The organism is Nitratireductor lacus (assembly GCF_056431025.1).
In genome coordinates this window covers 84,118-110,487 of record NZ_JBWKMB010000007.1, presented here as the reverse complement: position 1 = coordinate 110,487, position 26,370 = coordinate 84,118, and the positions used below count along the sequence as shown (strand labels likewise).

At 60.4% G+C, this 26,370-nt stretch carries 24 protein-coding genes and 2 pseudogenes; 8 read left to right on the top strand and 18 right to left on the bottom strand.

Annotation, left to right across the window (positions count from 1 at the left end; genetic code table 11):
* Positions 1 to 30 precede the first annotated feature (30 nt).
* From AC07E3_RS07865 to AC07E3_RS07795, 15 genes are all read right to left on the bottom strand, one after another.
* On the bottom strand, positions 31 to 903 hold the full coding sequence (locus tag AC07E3_RS07865) for an HpcH/HpaI aldolase/citrate lyase family protein (RefSeq protein WP_478361042.1): 873 nt from the start codon (positions 901 to 903) through the stop codon (positions 31 to 33).
* Positions 900 to 2,141: a CaiB/BaiF CoA transferase family protein gene (locus AC07E3_RS07860; protein ID WP_478361040.1), complete on the bottom strand. Its 1,242-nt coding sequence runs from the start codon at positions 2,139 to 2,141 to the stop codon at positions 900 to 902. Before AC07E3_RS07860 ends, AC07E3_RS07865 begins: the two co-directional genes overlap by 4 nt.
* 19 nt (positions 2,142 to 2,160) lie before the next feature.
* Positions 2,161 to 3,666, bottom strand: a complete 1,506-nt coding sequence (locus AC07E3_RS07855) for a tripartite tricarboxylate transporter permease (RefSeq protein WP_336071079.1) — start codon at positions 3,664 to 3,666, stop codon at positions 2,161 to 2,163.
* 22 nt (positions 3,667 to 3,688) lie between these two features.
* A complete protein-coding gene (locus AC07E3_RS07850; RefSeq protein ID WP_336071077.1) occupies positions 3,689 to 4,135 on the bottom strand; it encodes a tripartite tricarboxylate transporter TctB family protein in 447 nt (148 codons plus the stop codon).
* Between the two features lie 18 nt (positions 4,136 to 4,153).
* Positions 4,154 to 5,104, bottom strand: coding sequence for a tripartite tricarboxylate transporter substrate binding protein (locus tag AC07E3_RS07845; protein ID WP_478361116.1), 951 nt, complete (start codon positions 5,102 to 5,104; stop codon positions 4,154 to 4,156).
* Between the two features lie 75 nt (positions 5,105 to 5,179).
* Positions 5,180 to 5,941: an IclR family transcriptional regulator gene (locus AC07E3_RS07840; RefSeq protein WP_478361038.1), complete on the bottom strand. Its 762-nt coding sequence runs from the start codon at positions 5,939 to 5,941 to the stop codon at positions 5,180 to 5,182.
* Between the two features lie 336 nt (positions 5,942 to 6,277).
* The gene (locus AC07E3_RS07835; protein WP_418793148.1) at positions 6,278 to 6,379 is read right to left on the bottom strand and encodes a VOC family protein; all 102 of its coding nucleotides are present in this window, start codon (positions 6,377 to 6,379) and stop codon (positions 6,278 to 6,280) included.
* A gap of 213 nt (positions 6,380 to 6,592) precedes the next feature.
* Entirely contained in the window at positions 6,593 to 7,543 is a 951-nt protein-coding gene (locus AC07E3_RS07830; protein ID WP_478361036.1) for an ornithine cyclodeaminase family protein, read from the bottom strand.
* On the bottom strand, positions 7,540 to 8,808 hold the full coding sequence (locus AC07E3_RS07825) for an NAD(P)/FAD-dependent oxidoreductase (protein ID WP_478361034.1): 1,269 nt from the start codon (positions 8,806 to 8,808) through the stop codon (positions 7,540 to 7,542). The genes AC07E3_RS07830 and AC07E3_RS07825 overlap by 4 nt, the downstream gene beginning before the upstream one ends.
* A gap of 14 nt (positions 8,809 to 8,822) precedes the next feature.
* Positions 8,823 to 9,917: a hypothetical protein gene (locus tag AC07E3_RS07820; protein WP_478361032.1), complete on the bottom strand. Its 1,095-nt coding sequence runs from the start codon at positions 9,915 to 9,917 to the stop codon at positions 8,823 to 8,825.
* Positions 9,917 to 11,428: an AMP-binding protein gene (locus tag AC07E3_RS07815; protein WP_336071068.1), complete on the bottom strand. Its 1,512-nt coding sequence runs from the start codon at positions 11,426 to 11,428 to the stop codon at positions 9,917 to 9,919. Before AC07E3_RS07815 ends, AC07E3_RS07820 begins: the two co-directional genes overlap by 1 nt.
* 62 nt (positions 11,429 to 11,490) lie before the next feature.
* Entirely contained in the window at positions 11,491 to 13,230 is a 1,740-nt protein-coding gene (locus tag AC07E3_RS07810) for an ABC transporter permease subunit (protein WP_336071067.1), read from the bottom strand.
* Positions 13,227 to 14,315, bottom strand: a complete 1,089-nt coding sequence (locus AC07E3_RS07805) for an ABC transporter ATP-binding protein (RefSeq protein ID WP_336071065.1) — start codon at positions 14,313 to 14,315, stop codon at positions 13,227 to 13,229. The genes AC07E3_RS07810 and AC07E3_RS07805 overlap by 4 nt, the downstream gene beginning before the upstream one ends.
* A gap of 95 nt (positions 14,316 to 14,410) precedes the next feature.
* Positions 14,411 to 15,472, bottom strand: coding sequence for an ABC transporter substrate-binding protein (locus AC07E3_RS07800; RefSeq protein ID WP_336071063.1), 1,062 nt, complete (start codon positions 15,470 to 15,472; stop codon positions 14,411 to 14,413).
* Between the two features lie 30 nt (positions 15,473 to 15,502).
* On the bottom strand, positions 15,503 to 16,273 hold the full coding sequence (locus tag AC07E3_RS07795) for an enoyl-CoA hydratase/isomerase family protein (RefSeq protein WP_478361030.1): 771 nt from the start codon (positions 16,271 to 16,273) through the stop codon (positions 15,503 to 15,505).
* A gap of 168 nt (positions 16,274 to 16,441) precedes the next feature.
* Between AC07E3_RS07795 and AC07E3_RS07790 the strand changes: the two genes are divergently transcribed.
* From AC07E3_RS07790 to AC07E3_RS07775, 4 genes are all read left to right on the top strand, one after another.
* Complete coding sequence (locus AC07E3_RS07790) at positions 16,442 to 17,221, top strand: IclR family transcriptional regulator (RefSeq protein ID WP_478361028.1); 780 nt, start codon at positions 16,442 to 16,444, stop codon at positions 17,219 to 17,221.
* A gap of 75 nt (positions 17,222 to 17,296) precedes the next feature.
* Positions 17,297 to 17,656 carry a (2Fe-2S)-binding protein gene (locus AC07E3_RS07785; protein ID WP_375295349.1) on the top strand — a complete coding sequence of 120 codons (360 nt, stop codon included), beginning with the start codon at positions 17,297 to 17,299 and terminating at the stop codon, positions 17,654 to 17,656.
* Positions 17,569 to 19,008, top strand: a complete 1,440-nt coding sequence (locus AC07E3_RS07780) for an FAD-dependent oxidoreductase (protein ID WP_478361026.1) — start codon at positions 17,569 to 17,571, stop codon at positions 19,006 to 19,008. The genes AC07E3_RS07785 and AC07E3_RS07780 overlap by 88 nt, the downstream gene beginning before the upstream one ends.
* On the top strand, positions 19,005 to 20,180 hold the full coding sequence (locus tag AC07E3_RS07775; RefSeq protein ID WP_478361024.1) for an NAD(P)/FAD-dependent oxidoreductase: 1,176 nt from the start codon (positions 19,005 to 19,007) through the stop codon (positions 20,178 to 20,180). Before AC07E3_RS07780 ends, AC07E3_RS07775 begins: the two co-directional genes overlap by 4 nt.
* Positions 20,181 to 20,203: 23 nt before the next feature.
* On the opposite strand, the pseudogene AC07E3_RS07770 reads toward AC07E3_RS07775, so the two are convergent.
* Positions 20,204 to 20,332, bottom strand: a pseudogene (locus tag AC07E3_RS07770) (transposase); the annotation flags it as partial.
* On the opposite strand from AC07E3_RS07770, the gene AC07E3_RS07765 reads away from it, so the two are divergent.
* Positions 20,332 to 20,565 carry a VOC family protein gene (locus AC07E3_RS07765; RefSeq protein WP_336071161.1) on the top strand — a complete coding sequence of 78 codons (234 nt, stop codon included), beginning with the start codon at positions 20,332 to 20,334 and terminating at the stop codon, positions 20,563 to 20,565. The pseudogene AC07E3_RS07770 and the gene AC07E3_RS07765 overlap by 1 nt on opposite strands.
* 265 nt (positions 20,566 to 20,830) lie before the next feature.
* Positions 20,831 to 21,805, top strand: a complete 975-nt coding sequence (locus tag AC07E3_RS07760) for an SIR2 family protein (RefSeq protein WP_478361022.1) — start codon at positions 20,831 to 20,833, stop codon at positions 21,803 to 21,805.
* Positions 21,806 to 21,854: 49 nt separating this feature from the next.
* On the opposite strand, the gene istB is transcribed toward AC07E3_RS07760, so the two are convergent.
* Positions 21,855 to 22,667, bottom strand: a complete 813-nt coding sequence (istB, locus tag AC07E3_RS07755; RefSeq protein ID WP_478361020.1) for an IS21-like element helper ATPase IstB — start codon at positions 22,665 to 22,667, stop codon at positions 21,855 to 21,857.
* A pseudogene (gene istA / locus AC07E3_RS07750) lies at positions 22,657 to 24,185 on the bottom strand (IS21 family transposase). The gene istB and the pseudogene istA overlap by 11 nt, the downstream one beginning before the upstream one ends.
* Positions 24,186 to 24,284: 99 nt before the next feature.
* Here istA and AC07E3_RS07745 point away from each other — a divergent pair.
* Both AC07E3_RS07745 and AC07E3_RS07740 read left to right on the top strand, forming a co-directional pair.
* A complete protein-coding gene (locus AC07E3_RS07745) occupies positions 24,285 to 24,443 on the top strand; it encodes a DUF2924 domain-containing protein (RefSeq protein WP_478361018.1) in 159 nt (52 codons plus the stop codon).
* Positions 24,444 to 24,496: 53 nt separating this feature from the next.
* The gene (locus AC07E3_RS07740) at positions 24,497 to 26,266 is read left to right on the top strand and encodes a recombinase family protein (RefSeq protein ID WP_478361016.1); all 1,770 of its coding nucleotides are present in this window, start codon (positions 24,497 to 24,499) and stop codon (positions 26,264 to 26,266) included.
* Positions 26,267 to 26,370 lie beyond the last annotated feature (104 nt).

The following is a 26,370-nucleotide window of genomic DNA, read 5'->3' as shown; positions in this document are numbered from 1 at the left end:
CGCTGAACTATTGGTTGCTAAGTCGAACTTTTAGCCTTGAGAAGAAATGATATTCCATGCGCGATCCAGCATCGGCTTGTCGATCATGCGCCCGTCAAGCGTGGCGGCTCCCCTGCCCTGTGCGTGGGCCTCTTCCATCGCCGCGACGACGCGCTTTGCCCAATCGGTTTCCTCATCCGACGGCACGAATGCCGCGTTGAGAGGCGCAACGGCTGCCGGATGAACGCAGGTCGCGCCGCGAAAGCCGAAGGCCCGCGCCCGGCGAGCGACTGCGGAAAGATGCTCTGCATCACCATAATTGGCGACACTGTCCAGAAGCCCCAGAGGCGCAATGCCGGCGGCATACGCGGCAAAAACGATCTGCTGGCGCGGCGCGATCAGCGCCTCGGGAGTCGGCTGCATGCCGGTGGCTGTGGCGAAGTCCTCGCTGCCGAGGATCATGCCGCAAATGCGCGGATCGGCCCGCGCAATGTCATGCACGTTTTCAAGACCGCGTGGGGTCTCGATCATCGCCACCAGAGCGATTTCTCCGACCGGCAGGCCACGCTCGGCCTCAAGATCGAACAGCATTTCGGAGATGAGGCGCAGTTTTTCCGCAGCTTCGCATTTGGGCACGAAAATGCCGCGCAGACCGGGCTGAGCCACAGCTTCAAGATCCGGCACGGCAAGTCGCATGCCGCCATTGATGCGCACCAGCAGATCCGATGGCCCCTCGGCGAGGGTCGGCAGCGCAGCCGCTGTCATCGCGCGGGCGGCTGCCTTTTCGTGATCGGGGACGCTATCTTCCAGATCGAGCACAACCGCATCGGCCCCACGGGTCTGGGCCTTGCCGATGAAGCGCTCATTGTTGCCCGGCACGTAGAGAAGCGAGCGCCAGCGCGGCTGGTTTCCTGCCTGCCTCATGCATCTGCTCCGTCGTTGATGACGCCGGCCGCGACGAAGCCATCGACTTCGGCATCGGAGAACGCGGCCGCGCGCAGGATTTCACGCGAATGTGCGCCCAGCGCTGGTGCCGGCCCGCGCAGCGTGCCAGGCGTCTCGGAAAGGCGCGGCGTGGGCGCATGCATGGGCGCTCGGCCATGCTCTTCATCCGGTGCAGCGACATAAATGCCGCGTTCGATGAAATGACGGTCGGCGCAGATGTCCGCCACGTCGTAGAGCGGCGCGGCGGTGATGCCGTCTTTCTCGAAAATCTCCAGAACCTCGGCGCGGCTGCGCGCGCCGATCCACCCGCCGACAATGGCGTCGACCTCATGCCGGCGCGAAACGCGCTGCTCGTTGGTGGCATAGCGCGGGTCGGTGATCATGTCTTCGCGCCCGATGCTGCGGAACAGGCGCTCGGCGGTCTTCTGGATGGACGCGGAAATGGCGATGAAGTGCCCGTCGCTGGTCTTGTAGACATTGCGCGGGCTCGACGTGTTGGAGCCATTGCCGACACGCTGTTTGGGCTTGCCGGTGATCTGGTAGTCGAACGGCTCCGGCCCAAGAACGGAAACCATTGCATCGAGCAGCGACAGGTCGATCACCTGACCGTGCCCGTCGCGGTCACGTGCGCGCAGCGCCATCATCACGGCATTGGCCCCGTAGAGGCCGGAAATCATGTCGGCGAGCGCCAGCGGCGGCAGCAGCGGATCGCCCCCTTCCTCGCCATTGCGATGTGCAAAGCCGGACATGCCCTCGACCAGCGTTCCGAAACCGGGACGCGGGCTGTAGGGACCGCTCTGGCCAAAACCGGAAACCCTGAGAAGAACCAGTCCCGGAAACTCGCGCTTCAGCACATCCGGTGCGAGCCCCATCTTTTCCAGCGTGCCCGGCCGGAAGCTCTCGACCATCACGTCGGCGCGGGCGATGAGCCGGCGCAGGAGATCCAGCGCGCCTTCCTTGCGAAAATCAAGCGCGATGCTCTTCTTGTTGCGGCCATAGACCTTCCAGAAGGTGGCATGGCCGCCCTGCTTCCACGCCCGCAGGGGATCGCCTGCAGGTAGCGGTTCCACCTTGATGACCTCGGCCCCGAAATCGGCCATCTGAAGCGAGGTCATGTTGCCCGCCACGAGACGCGACAGGTCAAGCACAACGATCCCGCTCAGCGGACCTTTTGCATCGGGTGTGAAATCGACGGGTTTCCAGGCACGGTCGGCCATAGTCTTCCTTCTTGTAGTCTCAGGCGCGCGCCGCAGGTTCGCGGCGCTTCATGAAGCGTTTCGTTGCCATGCCCAGCCCACCAAGGACGACCATGGCAATGATGATTCCAAGCGAGATGGGCCGGTCGATGAAGATCGCCCAGTCACCCTGCCCCAGCATGATCGACTGGCGGAAATAGTTTTCCGCGAGCGGGGCAAGGACAACCGCCAGAATGAACGGGCCGGTGGGATAATCCGCTTTTTTCATCAGATATCCGAGCACGCCGAACACCAGCGCGACCCAAATGTTGAACGTGCTGTAGGCAAGCGAGAACGCACCCACCACACAAAGGGCGATGACGACGCTCGCCAGATGCCCCTGCACCGAACGCAGAAGGTTCACGAAGACGGGAATCAACAGCACGTTCGAGAAGAGCAGGAAGATGTTCGCCAGCACAAGACCTGCGATCATCGCCCAGACCACGTCTCCCGACTTGATCATGAGAAGCGGGCCGGGCTGCATGCCGAACATGATGAGCGCGCCAAGCATGATGGCCGTGCCGCCGGAGCCGGGAATGCCGAGCGTGATGAGCGGGATCAGCGAGCCGGGAACCGAAGCGTTGTTGGATGCTTCCGGTCCGGCAAGACCTGCAATCGCGCCCTTGCCGAATTCTTCCGGCTTGCGCGAAATGCGCCGCTCCAGAGCATATTCGAGGAAGGTCGCGACAGTTGCGCCGGCGCCCGGCAGAATGCCGATGACGGTGCCGAGGATCGAACCGCGCACGGTTGCACCGCTGCTCTCCTTGATGGCGGATACCGGCGGGATGTATTCGCGGATGTTGAAGCTGGGCTTGCCGAGGTCGATGCGCACGCGCTTCTCGAGATTGTAGAAGACTTCGCCAAGGCCATAGAGGCCGATGATGATGGCGACGAAGTCGATGCCCTCGATCAGCTCCGGCGTGAAGGCGAAGCGGATATGGCCGGAAATGTAGTCACTGCCGAAGGTGGAGACCAGAACGCCGACACAGGCCATCAGCAGGGCTTTCACCATGTTGTCGCCAGCCAGAAGCACAATCGTACTGAGCCCCAGCAGCATGAGCAGGAAATATTCCGGCGCGCCGAGATAGATCGCGTAGGAAGAGACCACTGGCGCGAAGAAGATCAGAACGGCAAGGCCGAAGAAACCGCCGATGAAGGACGAGAACGCCGACAGGCCGAGCGCCAGACCGCCCTGCCCGCGCAGCATCATCGGGTAGCCTTCCATGGCGGTGATGATGGCGGGTGCGTCTCCCGGCGTGTTGATGAGGATCGACGTGATGCGGCCGCCATACATGGTGCCCATGTAGACGCCGGTAAGCAGGCACAGGCCCGAAGCGTGCGGCATGCCGAAAGTCAGCGGTAGCATGAGCGCGATGCCTGCCGATGGCCCAAGCCCCGGCAGCGCGCCGACCACCGTGCCGATCATGCCGGCAAGGAAAATCAGCAGGATGTTGTAGACGGTCAGGACTTCCGAAAAACCGCCCGCGAGTTGAGTGAGTGCGTCCATTGGAGAGCGACTTTCAGGAAGACTATTGAAGCGGGATTTTCAGCCAGAGGCTGAAGATCGTGTAGATGACGGCCAGAATGGCGGCGCTGACCAGACAGGACTTTACGAAGCCATGCCCGTTGAAGCGCCACGACAGGATGATCATCAGCACGCCAAGCGGCGCAAGAATGCTGCCCCAGCTCATGGCGTAGATCGCGCCCGCCAGAAGAACGATAACGGCGGCGACCGGAAGCGCAGAAGACATATCCTCAATGACGGCGCTGCCGTCCGCACCGGGCTTGCGCCCGGCCATGAAAGCCTTGACGGCGAGAATGCCGATCAGACCTAGAACGACAACCGCGATGTTGAGCGGGATATACCCCGGCCCGAAGCTCTGCTCCGAGCCGTAAGGCATATCCAGACTGCTTATGAGGAGGACTCCCGAAAAGACGGCGAGACCCGCGAGCAGGACGATTTCCGACAGTTTCATGAGTCCTCTCCAGTCAACTTATTTGATGATGCCGAGCTCGGTGAGCGTCTCGCGATAGACGCCCTGGGTCTCTTCGAGATAGGCCTCGAATTCATCACCGGTGATGAAGCCCTCAACGACGGAGTTCGGGTCGAGATAGCCGGACTTCCACGCGACACTCTCGTTCAGCTCGGTCATCTTCTCGATGAGATAGGCTTTCGCTTCATCGCTGATGTCAGCCGGAGCGGTAACGCCACGATAGAGGCTGAGTGTGATGTCGATGTCCTGCTCCTTGAAGGTCGGAACATCGGGAAGTGCGTCGATGCGTTCTTCCGTGCTGATGGCCAGCGCGTTGAACTTGCCCGCCTCGATGAAGTCGCGGGCCGTGCCCGGATTGGTGACGATGAAGTCGAGCTGGTTGCTCAGAAGCGCGGCAACCACATCGCCATCGCCCTGGAACGGCACGAAGTTGACTTTCTTGCCGGTCTGCTTCTGGAACTGGATGGCGACGATGTGCTCGATGCTGCCCGTGGCGGTGCCGCCAACGTTCAGAACCTTGTCGGCCGTGAGCAGATCGTCGATCGACTTGTAGGGGCCAGCCGCGTTGACGACGAGCAGTTCGGGGTCGATGCCCAGACGCGCAATCGGCGTGAAATCGGAAAAGTCGAGGCCGATGTTCGAGGTGAGCGGCGTGGTGATGTGCGAGGACGTCACCGACATCAGGTAGTGGCCGTCACCGGCGCGTGAGTTCAGGTAGCCCATGGCCACGGCGGAGCTGCCGCCCGGCTTGTTGACCACGTTGATCGGCGTCTCGATGATGCCCTCTTCCTGCATGATCTTGGCCATGGAGCGCAGCATGGTGTCGTGACCGCCGCCCGGACCATAACCGGCGACGAACTCGATTCCGCGCTCTGGGAATTCCTGGGCGCTGGCCGGAGCGGCCTGCGCAGCAGCGAGCACGGCGGCAGCCATACCCATGGATTTCAGCATATGTTTCACGTCGTTTCCTCCTGATGATCGTCTGGTTGAGTGATGTTGGAACCGCATTGCGTGCGGATCGGGTGGCTACCTGGCCGGTAGCCTGTGGCGAAAGGCTGTCAGCGCGGCGGTGGCCTGCGCTGCGCCTTCGCAGGTCACGGCAATGACCTGATCGATATTTGCGGCCATGCGGTCGGCGGGGCCGGCAATGTTGAGTGCGGCGCGCACACATCCGTCTGCATCGAGAACGGGAGCTGCAACGCCCGCGGCACCTTCGACCACGCCACGCAGATTGACGGCATGGCCGGCCGAACGCGCTTCTTCCACCTTTGAGAGAATGGCTTCGCGCAAATCCGGATCGCCGGCTTCTTCAGCCGCGCGTGTCGCATAAGCTGCAAGCCGCTCGGCGGAAAGGCCGGTCAGAAGCACGATGCCGCTCGTGACCTGATGCGCCCTGCGCGACACGGTGATGTCGCGGTCATATCTGATCTCGCGCTCGGGCATGAGCTTGGAGATGTAACGAACGCGGTCGTTTTCATCGAGCACGGCGAGAAAGCCGGATTCGCCCGCCTCGCGCACTGCCGTATGCAGAACCGCATCGGTGAGGCGCGCAAGCGTGCCCCATGCCTGATGCGCGTCATCCGGCTCGCCGGGAAGGCGGCAGAGACGATAGCGGCCGTCATCCTCACGGCGGGCATAGCCAAGATCGACCAGCATGCGCAAAAGGCCGAGCGCGCTGCTCTTGGGAAGGTCCAGTGCAGCGACGGCGTCGGAGAACGAGACCGCGCCTTCCTGACGGGCCATCCATTCCAACAAAAGCAAGATGCGCTCAGCGCCGCGACCACTCACCTAGCTTGCCTCCTTCACAATCCCTGAAGTTCAATATATTGAACTAGTTCGGTATATTGTAAATCAATCGTCTCGGAGATCAAGCGGTGGGTATGAAATTGCAACGATGCCAAAAGTATCGATCTTGCCGGGACCGAAGAGGGGCTCAACAAGAGGGCGTAGCGTTGGTTTCCCGCTAAACAACGGTAAGGTAAAACGAAGCCTGAACACCGTTATGCTGCTGGCTGTCCCGCAGACAGATTGAGCGGCTTCCGGCCGGTCGCCTTCATCGCCAATCTGTTCCCGGTGGCTGCATAATCGGTCGGTGATAGCGATAACAAAGAAAGCTTTCTGACGTTAATGCAACGGACCCCTGTCGGGAAAGGTGGCGGCATAGAAGGCGGCAGCCTTGCTCGCCTCGCCATGATCGAACCACAGGCAGTTTACGATCTCAGTCATGTCTCGTCTCCTCGGTCTTCGATGTGTGCCGGGTCTTCACGGCGACCCGGCGTTCACAGCTCATGCCTCTAGGACGAAGCTGACGCACATTTGCCAACAGGCCAATCGCAAAGGTCGGAATTTTATTGAAAGTCGGTTGTTCCTCCTGCTTTCACGCCTACGATTTTCGCTGTCGAATGCTTGTCTGAGAACGACTGACACCGCGAACCGGGGCTATATGTACCTACCGGTTGCGGCCTGAAGCCGGGACCACACCAGCCACGCAATGGCCAGATCTGCAGTTGCGTGTCCTTGAAAAACGAAGAGTGCCCTTTGGGCTTCGGATACCCGGCCCGGATGAACATCCCCGGCCAATTCCGACAAGTCGCAGTCTATTCTCATCCCCGGCTTCATCTCGATACCGTGATGAAGCCGACTGTCGGTCGCCATGCAATCGAAAACCTTAAAACTATCCGAATGCCAGGAACGACCGACATCCACCGCCGCTACGAAGGCGCCAGGCGCCAGATCGGACGCATCCAGAAAGGGCTCGAAATCCGCGTTCATAGGAACCGTGGTGACGACGACATCGCTCTCCCGCAGAAGTTGCGCGGGGTCGGAACAGACCTTGCCTTGCAACCCGAGCTTACCCGCAAGGGCGGTCAGGCGGCGGGCAGATTGCTCCGATCTGCTGTTGCAAAGCACCGCCGCCAGACCTGGAAAAAGATCGTGCATTGCTTCCAGATGCATGCGAGCCTGAAGCCCGCAGCCGACGAAGCCGATCGCCCTGCTTTTTTCCCGGGCGAGAAAACGTGCTGCCAATGCGGACATGGCCGCCGTGCGGAGCCCCGTGATTGCATTTGCATCCATGACGGCAAGCGGTGCGCCCGAATTGAAGTCGTTCAGCACGGCCAGTGCGTGGATGCCGGGAGATGGGTCCCCCGCACTGCGGGGCGCGACGCCGAGCCACTTCACGACCGCCAGACCAAGCTCCTCGCAGGCCGCGCACATGGCCTGGAACTTGTGCCCCGGCGCGATGTCGAGAGACGTTTTTGGCTTAACCCGGACACGCCCCTCATGCTGCAACCGATATGCATGTAAGAGGGCTTCGCGTGCCTCACCCGGGGTCAGACCAAGCCGGCGAACCTCTTCCTCGCCGATAAAGAGCGGGTGCGCGCCGATCACCGGAAGCGCTCCGCTTCATAGGGCTTCGGGTCGATGGCAGGATGCCTGCCACCGCAAAGATCGGCAATGAGCCTGCCCGTCATCGGCGCCATGGTGATGCCGCTATGGCCATGTCCGAAACCATAGATGATATCGGGAGACAGGCGCGATGGACCGATGCAGGGAATGCCGTCAGGCGTCGAGGGACGATTGCCCATCCATCGATCGATGACACCTTTCTCCAGTCGATCCGCCATGGCGGGAAATGCCCGTTCGAGATGTTTCAGGAGGATGTCGGCGCGCCGCCAGTCAGGCGCGGCACCAAGGCTGGCCAGCTCCACCTGCCCTGCGATCCTGAGGCCTGCCTGCGTCCACGTGAAAACCATCTTCCCGTCCATCATCATGACGGGATGGCGCGGGCCACCTTCGATATCCGGCACCACCACATGGTAGCCGCGCTCTGCTTCGAGCGGCACCTGGTCTCCGCATTGCAGTGCAAGATCACGTGCGTTTATGCCTGCCGTCAAGACAGCCCTGCCGCAATCGATGTCGCCGTGATCGGTCTTCACGGCGCGCAGCCGGTTCTCCTCGAAACGGAACCCCGTCGCCCGGGCTCTTTGCTGAACCGCGCCTCGCCGGGCCGCACCTTCGACCAGACCGGCAACAAAGGCCCCGGGATCGGAAAGATTTGCACCCGCACGAATGTAGACACCGAACCGGTGATGCGCTCCCAGGCCCGGCTCGAAGGCGTGCAGCGCCTCGCCTTCCAGCTCCTGCCACTCGATGCCGTAGCGCTGGCGCAGCCCCCAGGCGAGGCCATCGGCCTCGTAGGTTGCTCTGTCGGGGTAAAGGAAAAGATGCCCGTCACGCCTGAAAAGGGAAGCGAGGCCGTTTGCCTCCGCGACCGCCTCGTAGCGCTGGAATGCACCCTGCGTCAGTGCATGGCGGAAACCGGCCGTCCGTTCGATCTTTCCGACACCTGACCCCGCCAGAAGGAACCGGGCGAGCCATGGCGTCAACCCGGGAAGATGAGACCAGCGAATGGCGAACGGACCAAGGGGGTCCATGAGATAACCCGGCACTTGTCGCCACAGCCCCGGGACGGAAACCGGCAGCAGCGAGCTTTCCATGATCCACCCACCATTACCATAGCTGGCGCCCTGCCGCCCGCCCGGCTGTTCGGCATCCAGAATGACGACGTCATGACCATCCTCGACAAGTTCCCATGCCGCAAACGCGCCGATGATGCCGGCACCGATGACAACCACCTTCCGTGCACCGCCCATGGCACCCCTCCAGTTCAGGCCGGCTGCCTGCTCAAGGCATCGCGCAGAAGCGCGAGGTTCCGATAGACCTCCTCCAACCGGCCGATCTCGAAGCCTCCAGCATGGGCGAAGCCAACCCGTTCGAACGCCTCTTTCAGCCGGCCCGTGAAATGCGCACGCTGTCCGTCCAGCACCAGACCGTTCTCCGCCTCGAAGGCATGGTTCCACGAAATGGCCTCTTCCCGAGCGAGACCCTCGGGGAGATCCAGATGCAGCTTTCCTGCTTCTAGCCGCACCGGATATCCACCAGGCAGGCCACCTGGTCCCGGCACATGCCCTGTCCAGGGCCGACCCGCCGCGTAGGCGCAGATCAAAGTCACGCCGGAAGCGCCGGAGACCTCGATTGCCGGTTCGGCCGTCAGCTTCACTTCGGAAAACGTCTCGAAAACGTCCGGAACCTCCCGGTCATCCAGAAAAACACGTGGAGGCCGCACTCCTTTCCTCTGCTTGCGCGGCAGACGCCATGCAGCAAGGTTTTGGTAATGCGCAAGCACGCGCAGGCGCTCCGAGGCATCAGCCCCACGGGCGCCGGCAAACACGTTGGAGAGAATTGCCACATTGCCTGTGCCGCAAAGCACGTTGTGGCCGAGCGCCTGAATCATGGCGTTTACCACATCTGGAAAGCAGCAATTGATCAAGGCGCTCTTGGGAGAGTGCTCCCTGATCGCCTTGCCGACCCGGCTTGTCAGAAGCGCCTGGAAGATCGCCGTTGCGCTCAAGCCGCCCTCGGCTACCAGCGCCGTCCAGGCATTTCCGGTATCGGAAATGACCGAGGAGGTCTGCACGGATGCTGCCTGAACGGCAATCTTCGGCCGGGTTTCTAGGATCATGCGCTCCGCGGCACCCTCCTGGAGCAGGTCCACCTCCATGGTCGAAAAAGTGGCTGGGCGGGAAAACATCGAAGCACGCGCATTGCCGGCCGTCCTCAGCCAATCCAACCGGTCACGATTGCGACCGGCGATCACGACATTGACCGGGTCCGGCGCCGTCGCAGCAATATCGAGCGCGATGCGACCTGCAAAAGCGCCGGTTCCCGAAATCAGAACATCGGTCTTGAATGGGCTGGTCATCACGCGCGCTCCTTTTCCGCCATCCTGTCCCAGCAATCATTGGTGGAGTGCGGTAACCGGTGTTTCATGATCCGCTGGCTGGGCGTCCGGTCGAACGACTTGACGAAAGCGATGTAGCGAGGCACCTGAAACCCTGCCAGCCGTTGCCCCAGCCATGCACCAAGAGCGTCAGCATCTGCCCTTGCGCCCGGTTTCAGTTGCACGAACAGTTTTATGTCCTGTTCGCCCACATCGGTGGCCACGCCGATCATTGCGCTGTCTTCGACGTCAGGATGCTGAGACGCGACGTGCTCCACCTCCCAGGCCGAAACATTCTCACCCCGGCACCGCACGCTGTCGGACTTTCGACCATGGAAGAACAGATTGCCATCGGCATCCCAGGAACCGATATCGCCGGTGTGAAAACCCTCCGGACGAAGTGCTTTTGCGGTTGCCTCGGGGTTGCGGAAATAGCCGGGAAAGATAGCGCCGGGAACGGACGTATTAATGACGATCTCTCCGCGTCCGTCCAGAGTTTCCCGTCCATCGTCATCCAACAGACGCACGTTGAACCAGGGCATGGGCTTTCCAACGGATCCAACAAGACCGCTATCATTGAAGGTGGTCAGGCTTGATGCCTCGGTCATGCCATAGCATTCCCGGATATGAATGCCGAACCGCTCCTCGAAGGCCCGCCAGACTTCCGTGGCGCAGCCCCCTCCCCACGCGATCCGCACATTATGGCTTGTGTCCAGCGGCGATGGCGGCTGCTTAAGCAGGATCTGGATGACGCCACCCAGGTGATGGATATGCGTGGAGCCGGCAGCGGCAACCTCCTGCCAGAAACGGCTTGCGCTGAAGCGGCTACCTACGGTGAGGGTAACATCGCGGACCAATGGCAAGAGCAGGGTTTGTGCTCCACCAATATGGTAAAAGGGCTCCCATACGTAATAATCGTCACCGGACACCGGAGCCGAACACAAGGCGACAGCCTCTGCGGCCAAGCGAAGCATGCGATGGGTAACGATTACGCCTTTCGCCGGACCTGTGGTCCCAGATGTGTACATGATGGCGGCGGCTTCGTCGGGCAGAGGCAGCGGCTCGTCGAACGTGGCTTCGCCAACCGGAAGGCTCTGCTCGCCGATTGTCATGAGGGGCACGTCGCGTGCCGCACTGCACCCTCCGATTGGCCCGGAGAATTCCTCATCGGCAACGATCAGGGACGGTTCGCTGTGACTGAGAATATACTCCAGCCCTTCTCCCTTTAGCGCGGCATTGACAGGAACCCAAACGTTCCCGGCCCGGGTGATGGCATAGATGACGGCCATCGCGAACGGGCTGTTGCGCATAACGACCGCAATGCGGTCGCCACGCTTGACCCCTTTTTCGCGAATCGAGGCCGCCAGTCGAGCCGAAGCACGCTCGAGATCGGCAAACGAGATCGCAACACCCTCGTGTCGGCCGAATATCCTGTCCGGACTCTCGGCCGCGCGGCGGCAAAGCAGGTCGATGAAACCTTCAGATATTTGCATTCTCTTACCTTGGGTATCTTAAATGACGTCTTCACTGCTGTCCGGAAGCAACCGTCCGCGCCTCAACGGCGCAGACGGTCGGCAACGAGCAGGATTGCAGTGACAATGACCAGCACCACGACCGAGACCGCAGCCAGTGTCGGATTGAGTTGCAGGATCATGTCGTCCCACATCTGCTTGGGAAGGGTGGATTTCAGCCCGCCGCTCACGAAGATGGCGATCGTCAGTTCGTCAAAGGACGTGACGAAGGCGAACAGGAATGCCGAAATGACCCCGCCGCGGATCAGGGGCACGGTGATCAGGCGCAGAACCTGGAACCGCCCCGCCCCAAGCGAGGCGGCGGCCTGGTCGAGACGCCAGTCGTAACCCTTGAGCACCGCAGCGATCGCAACAAAGGTGAAGGGTATGGAGAGGACCGTATGTCCGATCACCAGGCCCAGATTGGTCGCCACCAGCCCCATCTGCGCGAACAGATAGAACAAGCCGACCGCGATCACGATGCGTGGCACGATCATCGGCGCCAGCATGAAGGCGAACACGACGCCGCCGAAACGCGAACGCGAGCGGGCGATGGCGAGAGCGGCAAACCCGCCGATCACCGTGGCGGCTATGGCCGTTGCAAAGGCGACCCCGAAAGAGCGAACCGTCGCAGAAATCCAGATCGGGGAATTGAAATAGAGACTGAACCAGCGCGTGCTGTATCCAGGTGGCGGAAACTCCAGGAAGTCGGAGTTGGTAAACGCGATCGGGATCACCATCAGCGTCGGCACAACAAGGAAGAACACGATCAGCGCGACATAGGCCGGCAGCACCCTGCCAGAGCCCCTGCCGGGAATGCGGTCGGTCACCGCCGCTGTTGACCATGCGAGTTTTTCCAGAAGGGCAAAGCCGAAACGACGGGCCCAGCCCGATGCGGCCTTGTCCGTTGTGCTGTTTCCCGCCGAAAGCGACGCCAGGCCGAAAAGATGATTGTAGATCCAGCAAGCGATGAGGGCCGACACTAGCAACATGGTCGCAAGCACGCCGGCAAAAGCCCAGTTCACCAGCTCCTGCACCTGAATGATGATCAACTGCGCCAGCATGGTCTGTTGCCGCCCGCCCAGGAAGGCCGGGACGATGAAAAAGCCGAGCGACGTGATGAATGTAAGTAGGCCTCCTGCGGCCATTCCGGGTATGGACAGCGGAAAGTAGACCATCCAGAAGCGATGCGGGCCACTGGCGCCGAGTGTCCCAGCCGCCTGCGACAGTCGTGTATCGATGCCGCTCATCACGGGCATCATCGTGAGAACGGCAAGCGGCATCATCGCATGCACCATGCCGACGATCACGCCGAACTCATTGTACATAAGCGGCAGAGGATCACCGGTGAGTCCCGTACCGACCAGAAGACGGTTCAAAACGCCCTGATTACCGAGCAAAAGCATCCACGCGAAAGCCTTCACCAGATAGCTCGTCCAGAACGGAACCAGCACCAGCAGAAGCATCTGGTTGCGCCGGTTCTCCTTGAGCTGGGAGAGCCAATAGGCAAGCGGATAGCCAAGCAGAAGGGAGAAGAAGGCAGTCAAACCCGCAATCCGGAACGTGATAATGAGGATGCGCCAGTACACCTCCGTGTTGAGGAGACGCGAATAGTGCTCTGCAGTCAGATTGCCGGTGTCCCCCTGAACGCTGAGGAACAGAAGGCGGCCTACGGGGATAAGAAAGAAGACGACCAGGAACGCAATCGCTGGCGCAGCCAGCCACAATGCGTTGGCGCGTAAACGAAAGGTTCGTGGCGAGGCGGAAAGGCTGGCGGCAGTCATGAAACAACCACCGCCACATCGATAGGCCAATGATAGGTCAGCGGATCGCCCAGCGCCGGCAGGGCGGCCTCCGGATCATGGCGTACCGACAAGGTTTCACCGTCCTCCAAGGTCAGCACCAGACGCGTGTCCGAGCCAACATAGATGATTTCCGTGACCGTTCCGGTGATGTCGTTCTCCCCGGCTCCCGCCGGACCGGGACGCAATTGCTCAGGCCGCAGAACGAGGCCCGCCTTGCCATTGACAAGCGGCCCGCAATTCTCCTGCCGCGCCTCGAAACTGCCGTTGGAATTGGCCACCATGATACGGCCGTCACCTGCATCGGAAACCTTGCCGATGAACAGGTTCGAAAGTCCGATGAAACGGGCGGAAAAAATGCTTTTCGGGCGCGAATAGATCTCCCGCGGCGTGCCGATCTGCTCGACGCGCGCATGGTTCATCAGGCAGATGCGATCTGAAAGAACCAGCGCCTCCTCCTGATCGTGGGTCACATAGATGACGGTGGCGCCGAATTCCCGATGCAGCCGCTTGATCTCGAACTGCATGTGCTCGCGAAGGTTCTTGTCGAGGGCGCCCAGCGGTTCATCCATGAGGACGATCTGTGGGCGGTAGACGAAGCAGCGTGCGAGCGCGACTCGTTGCTGCTGGCCGCCAGAAAGTTCACGCGGGAAGCGATCTGCGTATTGCTCGAGTTGTACCTTCGCCAGCGTCTCGCGAACACGCTCGCGAATGTCCCGTACCGGGGTCCCGCGCATCTTCAACGGAAAGGCGATGTTTTCGCCGACAGTCATGTGAGGAAAGAGAGCGTAGTGCTGGAACACCAGGCCCATGTCGCGCCTATGGACGGGCGTCGCCGTCTCGTCGCGACCATCCACATGAAGGGTCCCTGTCGTCGGTTCGGTCAGTCCCGATATCATCTGCAGCAGCGTCGTCTTGCCCGAGCCGGAGGGGCCAAGCAGCGTCACAAACTCTCCTGTGTTCACTGCAAGGTCGGTCGGCTCCAGAGCAACAACCTCACCGTATCGCTTCCCAAGTCCGCTGATCTTCAGTTTCGGCGTCACGTTCGTATGATCCACATTCACCATCGTTCATCCCGAATAGGTCGAGCCGCGCGCCCATAGTCGGACGCGCCTATGCGCGACCGGCGTGATGCACACCGGTCACTTGTCAGAAGCCAGTGCTAGATCAGAAGCCAGGCGTTGAAACGCTCGGTGGCATCTGCGCGGTTCTCGCTCCACCAATCCTCGCTCGCCAACCGCATTTGCGAGATATTGGCTGGCGCAGTCGGGAGGACTGTGGCGCGCTCGGCATCGATGCTGTCATAGGCTTTCTGGTTCGTCGGCCCATAAGCGAGCTCGCTTGTATATAGAGCCTGCTGCTCCGGTCGGGTGCAGAACTTTACGAACTCGCGCGCGGCATCGGCCTTGGGGTTGCCCTTGGGGATACCCCATCCCTCTACCGAATAAAGCCCCTGATTCCAGACCAGTTCCGCGGGAGCCCCGCCATCGATGGCTGCTTGCAGGCGCGCGTTCCAGCCTGAAATCAAGTCAACCTCTCCGCTCTGGAGCAATTGCGTGGACTGTGCGCCGCCCGTCCACCAGACATCGATATGCGGCTTGATCTTGTCGAGGCTGGCGAAAGCCCGATCAAGGTCGAGTGGGTAAAGCTCCTCCAACGGCACACCATCGGCCAGCAAAGCCTGCTCGAGCGTATCGATCGGGTTCTTGCGCAGGGCACGACGCCCCGGAAAAGACTCCACATTCCAGAAATCTGTCCACGACTTCGGCGCATTGTCCTTAAGCTTGTCGGTGCGATAGGCGAAGATCGTTGAGTAGACATCGGTGCCGACAAAATTGCTGAACAGCGCTTCTTTCATCATGCCCGGAGCATCCGCCGCCTCCACACCGGTCGGCTCAAGCAGGTCCTGTTTTTCCAGGATCATCCGTGCTGAAAGCGTTAGAGTGCATACATCCCAGATGTACGTTTTCGTCTCCACGATCGACTTGAATTGCGCAGTGGGCTCGGCTTCGCGAGCGACATTGGCGATCGTCATTCCGGTTTCTTTCTCGAACGGAGCGTAGAACGCTTTGCGGAAAGCCGGACTGAACGGTCCGCCTGGGTCGGCGACCGTCAGGGTGGTCGAGCCGTAAGCCGGGCGCAGGATCGCCGGTGCAGCCAGTGCCGCGCTAGCTCCCAGAAGCACGGTACGGCGGGTCATAGAGATGGTGTTCTGCTTTGTCATTTCGTTCCCCTTTTCTCCAGTTAAGCAGCTTTAAGCACTTTTAACCCTGCGCTTGGCGAGAAATGCCTCCATCATGCGGGCCGGCTCTCCTGTCGCGTAGGCTTCACGCTGAATGCGAATGCCGGCGCTAAGCGCATCCTGCAGGTTCGATTCCGTCATTTCGCGAAAGCGCTGGCGATCAAGCCGCATAGCGACTGGCGGCTTCGACGCCAGCTCCAGCGCAAGTTTCATGGCTTCTTCGGCCACCTTTTCTTGCGGCACCAGTCGATTGATGAGACCGATCCTTTCGGCTTCATCCGCATTCATCAGACGACCGGTCAGCGTCAGGTCGATCGTGCGCGCCATGCCCAGCATTTCCCGCATGATCCACGGGCCCGTCGTGCTGGGAATACCAGAATTGATCTCCGGTTGCCCCATACGCACGCCGGCGTGTCCGACCCGCAAGTCACAAAGCAGGGCGACCTGAAAAGCCGAGCCCGCAGCAACCCCGTTCAATGCAGCAATGATCGGCTTCGAAAGCGTACGGAAGCGGTTGTAAAGCTTCTCCCACTCACCGATCCAGACCTCTGCGCGATCCGCATCGAACGATTTTGTCTCGTTCAGGTCCTGCCCCGCTCCAAACGCCCGATCTCCCGCTCCGGTCAGGATGACCGCACGCACCGCCTCGTCGTCCTCGGCCTCCGTCAACGCCTCAATGAGCTCTTCCCGCATGGCGGCGTTCCACGCGTTCAAAACCTGCGGACGATTCAGCGTGATCTTGAGGACCGGACCCTCCACCTCGGTGAGGATGAATTCGCGCATTCGCTACTCCCAACTATTTCTATGCAATAATTATTATTGTATTATGAATAGAACGTTCTCATTCTGTCAAGCTCGCTTCCCGTTTTTTGCCGAATGAGCTAGAGGGCCTATTCGGCATTCGCATCGCGTCCGGTCGTAATTCGACCTCTGGCAAAAGGAACCATCCTGGTGACAAGCAGAGAAAAAACATCGAAGACCGATCCGTTAATGGTGCGCTCGGTAGAGAAGGCTTTCCGCGTTCTCTCGGCGTTCAATGCGGAGCGTTCCACCATGAGCCTTTCCCAGATCGCCGCCGAGACCGACCTGGACATGAGCGCGGCGCAACGTTTCACGCACACGCTCGTAAAACTTGGATATCTGAACAAGAACCCGACGACGCGGCAGTTCGAACTCAGCGTAAGAACGCTTGATCTCGGCTATCACTTCACGCGCGCCAATCGGCTGATGGAGAGAGCGTTGCCCTATCTGCAGCATCTGAGCAAGGAAACCGAAGAGACGGTGAACCTTACGATACCGGACGGCACCGAGGTGGTGTTCGTGTCGCGTTTCCTCAGCCGGCACGTTCTCAACACAGATGTGATCGTGGGAACGCGGCTGCCGGCCTATTGCACCGCACCGGGGATTGCGATCCTGTCACGACTGCCTGCCATGGAAGCCGAGGCCATCATCGAGGCGTCGGATCTGCGTCCTTTCACGCCACACACCGTCTGGGACAAGACACAGATCAAGGCGCGGATCACCGAGGCAGCTCAATCCGGCTTTGCCGTCGCATGCGAGGAAATCTACCATGGCGACGGCTCCATTGCCGCTGCCATACTCGATACGGTGGGCCGCCCGATCGCTTCAATCAACATCGCCACATCCCTGGCGCGCTACACTCGTTCCGAGCTCGTTGAGCGGTTCGCCCCGCTCGTCGTTGCCGCCGCCAGGTCCATCTCGAAGCTATGAACCGGGTCTATTGACAATCCGTGGTTTGCATTCGATCATTTTCATAACGATAATAATTATTGCAATTCGGTAGATATGTCTTCCAGCGACCGAGCTGCGGCCAGTGAAGTTCAAAGTGACGCTCAATTCGTAGCGGTGGGGCGCCGCAAGGGTGCAGCCATACGGTTTCGCATCGATGGACACGCCATTTCGGCCCATTCGGGAGAAAGCGTTCTGTCTGCCGCGCTCCAGAGCCGTCACATATTGCGCCGTTCGGAATTCACTGGGGAGCCGCGCGCCGGCTTCTGCCTGATGAGCGCCTGTCAGGATTGCTGGATGTGGAGCGCCGAAGGGAAACGCCTGAGAGCGTGTTCGACACCGGTCACTTCCGGTCTCGATCTCTACACCTCGCCGCCGACGCACCTGAAAGGAGGCAAGCCTTGCGCCAAATCCTGATCATAGGCGCGGGGCCGGCCGGGATGAGCGCCGCCATGGCATTGGCGGAAGCCGGCATTCGACCAATCGTGATCGATGAGAACACTCTGGCTGGCGGGCAGGGATTTCGGCAAACCAACACCGACATCGATCTCGATGCCGATGCGATCTACGGACGCGAATACGGCAGATACCGAGATCTTCATTCCAGGTTTCGCAGCTGCCTCGACAAGATCGACTATCGTTCTTCAACGCTCGTCTGGGCCATTCACGACCGAAAGGCGCACACGTTCAACGACAAAGGCTTCTCCGAAATCGCCTTTGACGGGCTTATCCTTGCTCCCGGCGCCACCGACAGGTTGATGCCCCTCCCCGGCTGGACACTTCCCGGCGTCTTCTCGCTCGGCGCCGCTCAGGTCGCGCTCAAGGACCAGGGCTGCTTTATCGGTCGCCGGATCGTGTTTGCCGGCAGTTCGCCCCTGCTCCTTCTGGCCGCCCTGCAATACCACAAACTTGGCGCACGGCAGCTTTGTGTGCTCGATACCACCCCTTTGCATCACAAGCTCCGCGCCGCCCCGGGGCTTCTCAATTCCGGCCGGACTTTCCTGCAGGGCCTGTCCTATCTGTGGGCTTTGAAGAAACGCGGCGTGCCCATCCACAATGGTGTCGAGCTACGGGAAATCGAAGGGCAGGACCGGGTGACGGCAATCCGCTTTTCCGATACGTCGGGCACCGAACACCGTCTGACCTGCGATGCCGTTGCGCTCGGATATGGGCTGCGCGCCGAAACGCAGCTGGCCGAACTTGCCGGCGCCGATTTCCGGTTCGACCACCGCCTTCGGCAGTGGCTGCCAAGGGTCGACGAAAACGGTCGCGCCGGTGACTGCCTGTATATCGCCGGCGACGGCGCTGCGACCGGCGGCGCGTACGCCGCCATCGCCAGCGGCACCCTTGCCGCCACGGCATTGCTGGGCGAACTCGGCATGTCGCAGGCGGGCAAGAACGGAGCGCACCTTCAAACTCAGGTCGGCAAACTGCGCAGGTTCCAGCAGCATCTCGCGGCGGCTTTCCGCTGGCCCCATGAAACCGCACAGACCCTGCCCGGCCATACAATCGTCTGCCGTTGCGAGAACGTAACAGCGGACGACATCCGCACAGCGGCCAGACAGGCGTTTGGTCCCGTCGAACTCAACCGCATGAAAGCCATAACGCGCTGCGGCATGGGCCGCTGCCAGGGGCGTTTCTGCAGCGCGGCGCTTGCGGAAATCGCCGCCGCGGCCTGCGGCAAGCCAATCGACGCCGTGGGCCGGTTGCGCGCTCAGGCGCCGGTGAAGCCGGTGCCGATATCCACTACGGAAACCGCTCTCCGATGACGCAGGAAACAGAGACGATCATCATTGGCGGCGGTCTGATCGGTGCGTTCACCGCTTATTTCCTTGCCCGTGAGGGGCACCCGGTCACAGTACTTGAGAAAGGCTTCGTGGGGGCACAATCCAGCGGCGCGAATTTCGGCAATCTGCGCCTTCAAGGCCGCGATCCGCGCCAATATCCACTCTCCCTCAGGGCGCAAGCCATCTGGGAGGCATTCGAGACGATCGCCGGGGAGAGCTTCGAATATGATCGCACCGGTCATCTCTACATCGCCCGGAACGAAAAGGAACTCGCCAAGCTCGAGCACCACGCCGAGATTGCACGGCAACACGGCCTCGACATCGAGATGCTGGCAACGGCAGCCTTGACGCAACGCTTTCCCTATCTGGTCACCGACACGCTCGCCGCCACCTTCTGTGGTCGCGACGCGACCGCCAATCCGCGGCTCGCCACGCCGGTCGTCATGCGCGCGGCGCTTCGGCTCGGCGCAAGGATCGTCGAGCATTGCGAAGCGCTTTCAACCGTGTACACCGGCTCGCGCTTCGAGGTGGAAACCGCGCAAGGACGGTTCATGTCGAAGACTCTGGTCAACGCGGCGGGTGCCTGGGGCGGTGCTATCGCAGCGCATTTCGGCGAGCCGGTGCCCGTGTTTTCCGCAGGACCGCCACAATTCGTGACCGAGCCATTTCCGCATGTGATCCGGCCTTCCATGCAGATGGTGAACGGCAGCGTGATCTTCCGCCAGATACCGAGGGGCAATGTCATTGTTGCAGGCTATCCGCGCACGGCCAGCGAGGCGGATGGCAATCGCACATTCGTTCCCCCCGGCAAAACGCTCGCCGGAATGGAAGCGCTCGGTGCCATCGTTCCTCTCCTGCGCGATGCGCATGTCATCCGCGTCTGGTCAGGTGTCGAGGGTTATCTGCCCGACATGCGCCCGGTCATCGGGCCAAGCCGGACGCAAGCTGGGCTCTTTCACGCCTTTGCCTGCTGCGGCCACGGGTTTCAGATCGCTCCGGGAATAGGCGCCGTTCTTGGCGAACTGATCCGCACGGGACAAACGAATACGCCAATTGACGCCTACGATATCGCGCGCTTCAGGAATCAGGTGCCCGACAGCGAGAAATTTATCCAGGAATTCGACAACCGGGCAATCATCCCTGCTGCCAGATAAATGAGCATGGCTATTCCTGGCGGCTTCAGGCCTTTCACCTCGTCGGTGATCGCGGCACGGGCCGTGTCACCGGCCAGGCGGCGCTTGCCAGCCTCCATGAACTCCTTAGACCATTTGTAATAAAGGCTTTGAGCGATCCCTTCGCGGCGGCATGGCGTCTGACGTTCCCGATGAGATGTACAGCAAGCCGCAGGGCTTCCGGGTCTCGATCGCGCCGACCTCGCGTGAGGAGTTCGACCGTATCCACGACGCTTTGGCAAAGGATGCCGAGAGTGTTGAGATGGCGCCCGACGAGACGTTCTGGGCCGAGCGCTTCGCCATGTTTACCGACCGATACAGCACGCCATGGATGCTCAATTACCAGGGCAATAAGGGTTCGTCCTGAACGGAAGTCGACGCGCCGAAGCTTGGACGAGCGTCAACTATGCGCGACATCTCGGCCGTTAAGATTAACTTTGCCAATGCCTAAAAGCGGACATCATGGGTGACCACGCGGAAGGCAGTGGCGCGAGCCAAGAGTGGGCATTCGTCTCGGGCGGCCAAACAGCGTTCCCGGTTCGAGCGGAGATTGCATGGTACCGAAACTCACAAATGTTGTAGCCTGACCTCTCTGTGTCGGATTTGATTATTCTCTGCATATGGGGGGATCCGTGAGATTCGTTGAAGACGGACCATCAATTCCTGATGAGTTGCTTTGGGCGCGCGATCAGGGGCGCGTCGTATTTTTTTGTGGTGCAGGGGTTTCTAGGGCTAGAGCGCAGCTTCCTGACTTCTTCGGCCTTGCGGAAGAGGTAATCATTTCACTGGGCGTGCCTAAAGACAGCCCTGCGTGCCGACTGGTGGAAGAGGCACGCGAAATCGATGGCCGTGTTGGTGTGGCCGGAGTGATATCCGCTGATCGTGTCTTTGGCCTCCTGGAACGTGAATTCGTTGCCCGAGATATAGAGGCGGCAGTAGCATCCGCGCTGAAGCCGAGCAGACCCTGTGATCTAAGCGCCCACCGAGTCTTGCTGGACCTAGCAACAACCGCGGATGGCGTGGTTCGCCTCGTCACAACTAACTTTGACCGATTGTTTGAGGAATGTGGCCGCGATCTTCAGACTTGGCAGCCGCCGCGACTTCCAGATCCGCGACGAGCAGGTGAACTAAACGGAATTGTCTATCTCCACGGTCGTGCCACCGAAGCATACGATGGCGCCGAGGGAGACGGCTTCGTTCTCTCAAGTTCGGAATTTGGGCGAGCTTACCTCGCGGACGGATGGGCGACGGAGTTCTTCCGATCCATTTTGGCGCGGTTTGTGGTCGTTTTTGTCGGTTATACAGCCGACGACCCCCCCGTCCAATATCTACTTGAAGCACTGAACAAAGTACCGGGTCGGCTGGATCATGTGTACGCTTTACAGTCCGGTGGTGAGGCCGACGCGGCAGCGCGATGGCACCACAAAGGAGTCGAAGCTATCGCCTACGATGACTCTGATGGTCATGCAGCGCTTTGGCGGACATTGGAAGCTTGGTCTGCAAGAGCCAGAGATGTGGAGGGCTGGTATCGAGACGTTATTCGCATGTCGCAACAAGGGCCCGAGGATCTAGCTCCACATGAACGCGGGCAGGTGGCACACTGTTGATTTCCGCCGAGAAGTGACCCGGGTTTTCCATTGAGAAGTGACCCGCCTCTCAGTTGTGGTTTGTGTCGGTTGTTGCGGTCAAGGGTCTGGGTTTCTCCTTCGGTTTTGAGGGTGTGTGCGCCGAGCTGTTCTTGAAGCGGAAGCTGTCGTTTCCGGTTTCGAGGATGTGGCAATGATGGGTGAGCCGATCGAGCAGCGCGGTCGTCATCTTGGTATCACCGAAGACGCTGGCCCATTCGCTGAAGCTCAGGTTCGTGGTGATAATGACGCTGGTGTGCTCGTAGAGCCGGCTGAGCAGGTGGAAGAGCAAGGCGCCACCCGAGGCGCTGAACGGCAGGTATCCCAGCTCATCGAGGATGACGAGGTCGGCATAGGCGAGCCGGCCGGCAATCTGACCGGCTCGCCCCTGCATTTTCTCCTGCTCAAGTGCATTGACCAGTTCCACGGTTGAGAAGAAGCGGACGCGCTTGTGGTGATGCTCGATAGCCTGGATCCCGATGGCCGTAGCGATGTGGGTCTTCCCGGTGCCCGGACCGCCAACCAGAACGATATTGTTGGCGTCCTGAAGGAAGTCGCAGCGATGGAGCTGGCGCACCAATGCCTCGTTGACGTCACTGCTGGCGAAGTCGAAGCCATGGAGGTCGCGATAAGCCGGGAAGCGCGCCACCTTGAGCTGATAGGCCGTCGAGCGCACTTCCCGCTCCGCCGTCTCGGCCTTGAGCAGCTGAGACAGGATTGGGATGGCAGCCTCGAAGGCAGGTGCGCCCTGTTCGGTCAGTTCGCCGACCGCCTGGGCCATGCCATGCATCTTGAGGCTTTTGAGCATGATGACGATCGCACCGGCGGCAGGATTATGACGCATGGCGGGTCTCCGAAGCTGTGCGCAGGGCGTCGTAGCGCTCAACATTGGCCCTGGGCTCATTGGTCAGAGCCAGTGCTTGCGGGGCATTGATGGTTGGCGGCGTGATGGCCTTGCCGTCCACCAGGCGGTGCAGCAGGTTCAACACATGGGTTTTGGTGGGGACGCCCGCCTCGAGCGCCATCTCGACGGCCAGGAGCACGGCATCCTCATCGTGCTGCAGGACCAGAGCGAGAATCTCGACCATCTCCCTATCGCCGCCTGGCTTCTTCAGCAGATGCTGCTGCAGCGTTTTGAAGGCTTGGGGCAGTTCGACAAATGGTGCCCCGTTGCGCAGCGCACCGGGTTTGCGTTGCACGACAGCCAGATAGTGGCGCCAGTCATAGACGGTACGACCCGGCTGATTATGAGATCGGTCAATGATCCTATGGTGCTCGCAGACGACACCGCCTTCTGCGGCAACCACGATCCGGTCAGGATAAACCCTGAGGCTGACAGGGCGATTGGCAAAGGAAGCGGGCACGCTGTAGCGATTGCGGTCCAGATGCACCAGGCAGGTGGGCGTGACCCGCTTGGTGTATTCGACAAAGCCGTCGAACGGGCGTGGTGTCGGCATCAGGGTTGGGGCTTCTTCCGCCCACAGATCGGCAATGGTGCCGCCCATCCGGCCATGAGCGGTCTGGGACCACAGCTCCTTGCAGCGGCTCTCCAGCCAGTCGTTCAACCCATCCAGGGTTGGGAAGCGTGGAATGGGCTGCCAGAGTCGATGCCGGGCATCCTGCACGTTCTTCTCGACCTGGCCCTTCTCCCAGCCTGAAGCTGGATTGCAGAACTCGGGCTCGAACAGATAGTGGCTGGCCATGGCCATGAACCGGGCATTGATGTCCCGCTCCTTGCCGCGGCCAACCCTGTCGATGGCGGTGCGCATATTGTCGTAGATGCCGCGCTGCGGAATGCCACCGAATACCCGGAAGGCATGGGTGTGGGCATCAAACAGCATCTCGTGGGTCTGCAGCAGATAGGCTCGGACAAGAAAGGCCCGGCTATAGCTGAGCTTAATATGCGCGACCTGAAGCTTGGTCCGCTCATTGCCGATGATGGCCCAGTCTCGGACCAGTCGAACTGGAACGCCTCACCCGGCGCAAAGCTCAATGGCACAAAGGTCCCACGACCTGTGGTCTGCATCTCGCGCTGCCGATCCGCCCGCCATTCCCGGGCAAAGGCCGCGACCCGATTGTAGGACCCGTCAAACCCCAGGCTGACCAGATCCGCATGCAACTGCTTGAGAGTCCGCTTCTGCTTGCGGGGCCTGTTCGCTTCGGTCTTCAGCCAGGCAGCCAGCCGGTCCGCAAAGGGGTCAAGCTTGCTCGGTCGATCGGGAACCTTGAACTGCGGTTCAACCCCGTCAGAGCGCAGATACTTGCGGATAGTGTTCCGGGACAGGCCGGTCCTGCGACCAATCTCCCGTATCGATAGATGCTCTCGAAAATGCCAGCGTCGGATAACGCTCAGTAACGCCATGTCGATCACTCCATAGCCCCCGCTGCAACAGCCAGGGGCAAGGTTCAAACATGGGTTAAATCTCAGTGGAAATATCCCAGCCTACTGGGTCACTTCTCAGTGGCAATCAACACCCGGGAATGGAATGGCCAGACCCATACCGTTGATGTGATCGAAGGCGGGTATGTCTTCGAAGCCAGGGTCTATCGCTCCCTTACTGCGATTGCCGGCAAGATCACAGGCACCCACTGGTCCGGGCCGAGGTTCTTCGGGTTATGAGGCGTGTTCAACCGGCGTCGACTTCTGTCGACCTGTCGTCGCAGCCGCAGGGCATGAGCAACAATGGAGCTCGCTCTGCGCTGCGGCGCCTTCGCTGCGCCGTCTACACCCGTAAATCAACGGACGAAGGGCTTGATCAGGAGTTCAATTCGCTCGACGCTCAGCGAGAAGCCTGCGCCTCCTTCGTCGCCTCACAGACCAGTCTTGGTTGGAAGCTGGTACCGGAGCGCTATGACGATGGTGGCCTGTCGGGCGGCACGATGGACCGCCCCGCTTTGCAGCGACTGCTTCACGATATCCGTGGCAACAAGATTGATGTGATTGTGGTCTATAAGATCGATCGCCTCACCCGGTCGCTCGCGGACTTCGCAAAGATGGTGGAAGTGTTCGACGACAACGAAACGTCTTTCGTTTCCGTCACCCAGCAGTTCAACACCACCACCTCCATGGGACGGCTTACTCTCAATGTTCTGCTCTCCTTCGCGCAATTCGAGCGCGAGGTCACCGCCGAGCGCATCCGCGACAAGATTGCGGCATCGAGGAAGAAGGGCATGTGGATGGGAGGCACCGTGCCACTCGGCTATCAGGTTCAGGATCGCAGGCTCGTGATCAAGGAGCCTGAGGCACGTTTCGTCAGAAACCTCTTTCGCAGATATCTGGAACTGCAATCCGTGCCCAGGCTCGCTCGACAAATCAGCCAGGAGGTTGCAGCGGTGATCGCATGCGGCCAGTCTTCCCGGCTCGAACGCTATGCTTCAAACGGCATCTCCTCAGGAGTCCTCTACGGCCTTCTCGCCAACCCAGTTTACATTGGCAAGGCACGCCACAAGGGAGAGGTCTATGACGGCGAGCATGAGCCCCTCATTGATGAAGAGCTCTTCCTGGCGGTGCAGAAGCAGCTTGCAGATGGAACACACCGTACAAAGGGCCGGGCCACCTGTGGAAACACTCATCTGCTGACGGGTATCCTGTTCGACGATGCCGGCGATCGCATGGCGCCGACCCATGGTAAGGCGCACGGAAAACGCTACCTATACTATGTCTCGCGCCGCATCAGGCGAACACTGGATGCCGCTTCTGATGGCTGGCGCATTTCCGCACATGAGATCGAGAAAGTGATCTGCAATCAGGCTGCGGCGTTCTTGAGGAATGAAAGCCTGATCGCGGGCTGGGTTGAACAATGCGGATCGACCAATCGGACCCAGCTCGGATTGCAGCGGGCGCACGAACTTGCCCAGTCAATGGAAGAATGGAGTGACACCGATCGTCGGCGCGAGGTGTTGAACCTAATGTTCCGATCAATCTCCCTTTCAACCTCAGCAATCCGCTTCGAGGTCAATAGTTCGAGAATTGTGCACCGGTTGATTGAAAAGACAAACATGCATGACGATCCAACCTCAGAGGATGAACCGACTTCCATCGAGGTACCAATCACACTCCGCCGCAGGGCCAATGGCCTACGCATCGTGATCAGCTCTCCCTATACTCAACCGGAACCGGATCAAACATTGGTGGACCTCGTCGCCCGGGCGCATGTCTTTCTCAGCCGGCTAACCGGTGCATCGGCCATAAGCACAAGCCGCATTGCAGAAAGGTTCGGGATGTACCGGGCTGATGTCGGCCGCATTCTGCCGCTTGCATTCTTGAGCCCAGCAGCGCTCGAAGCCATCCTTACCGGTCGTCAGCCTCTATCATTGAATGCGCTCAGCTTGCCCGCGCCGATCTTTCTCCGATCTGGTCTGAGCAAGAAGCATCCCTTTTGTAACATCGGCAACTCGCCAGTGACGCCTTCCGCGTCGCCTTTTTTGCTGTCCCCCATTTGAGTGCTCCTGCATCACAGGCCACCCACCCTGGGTTCGCACCGCGATATCTCCATGTTCTAAGCGCATCTGGGCGATGGCGCCACCATCAGGTTGCCAAACATGTG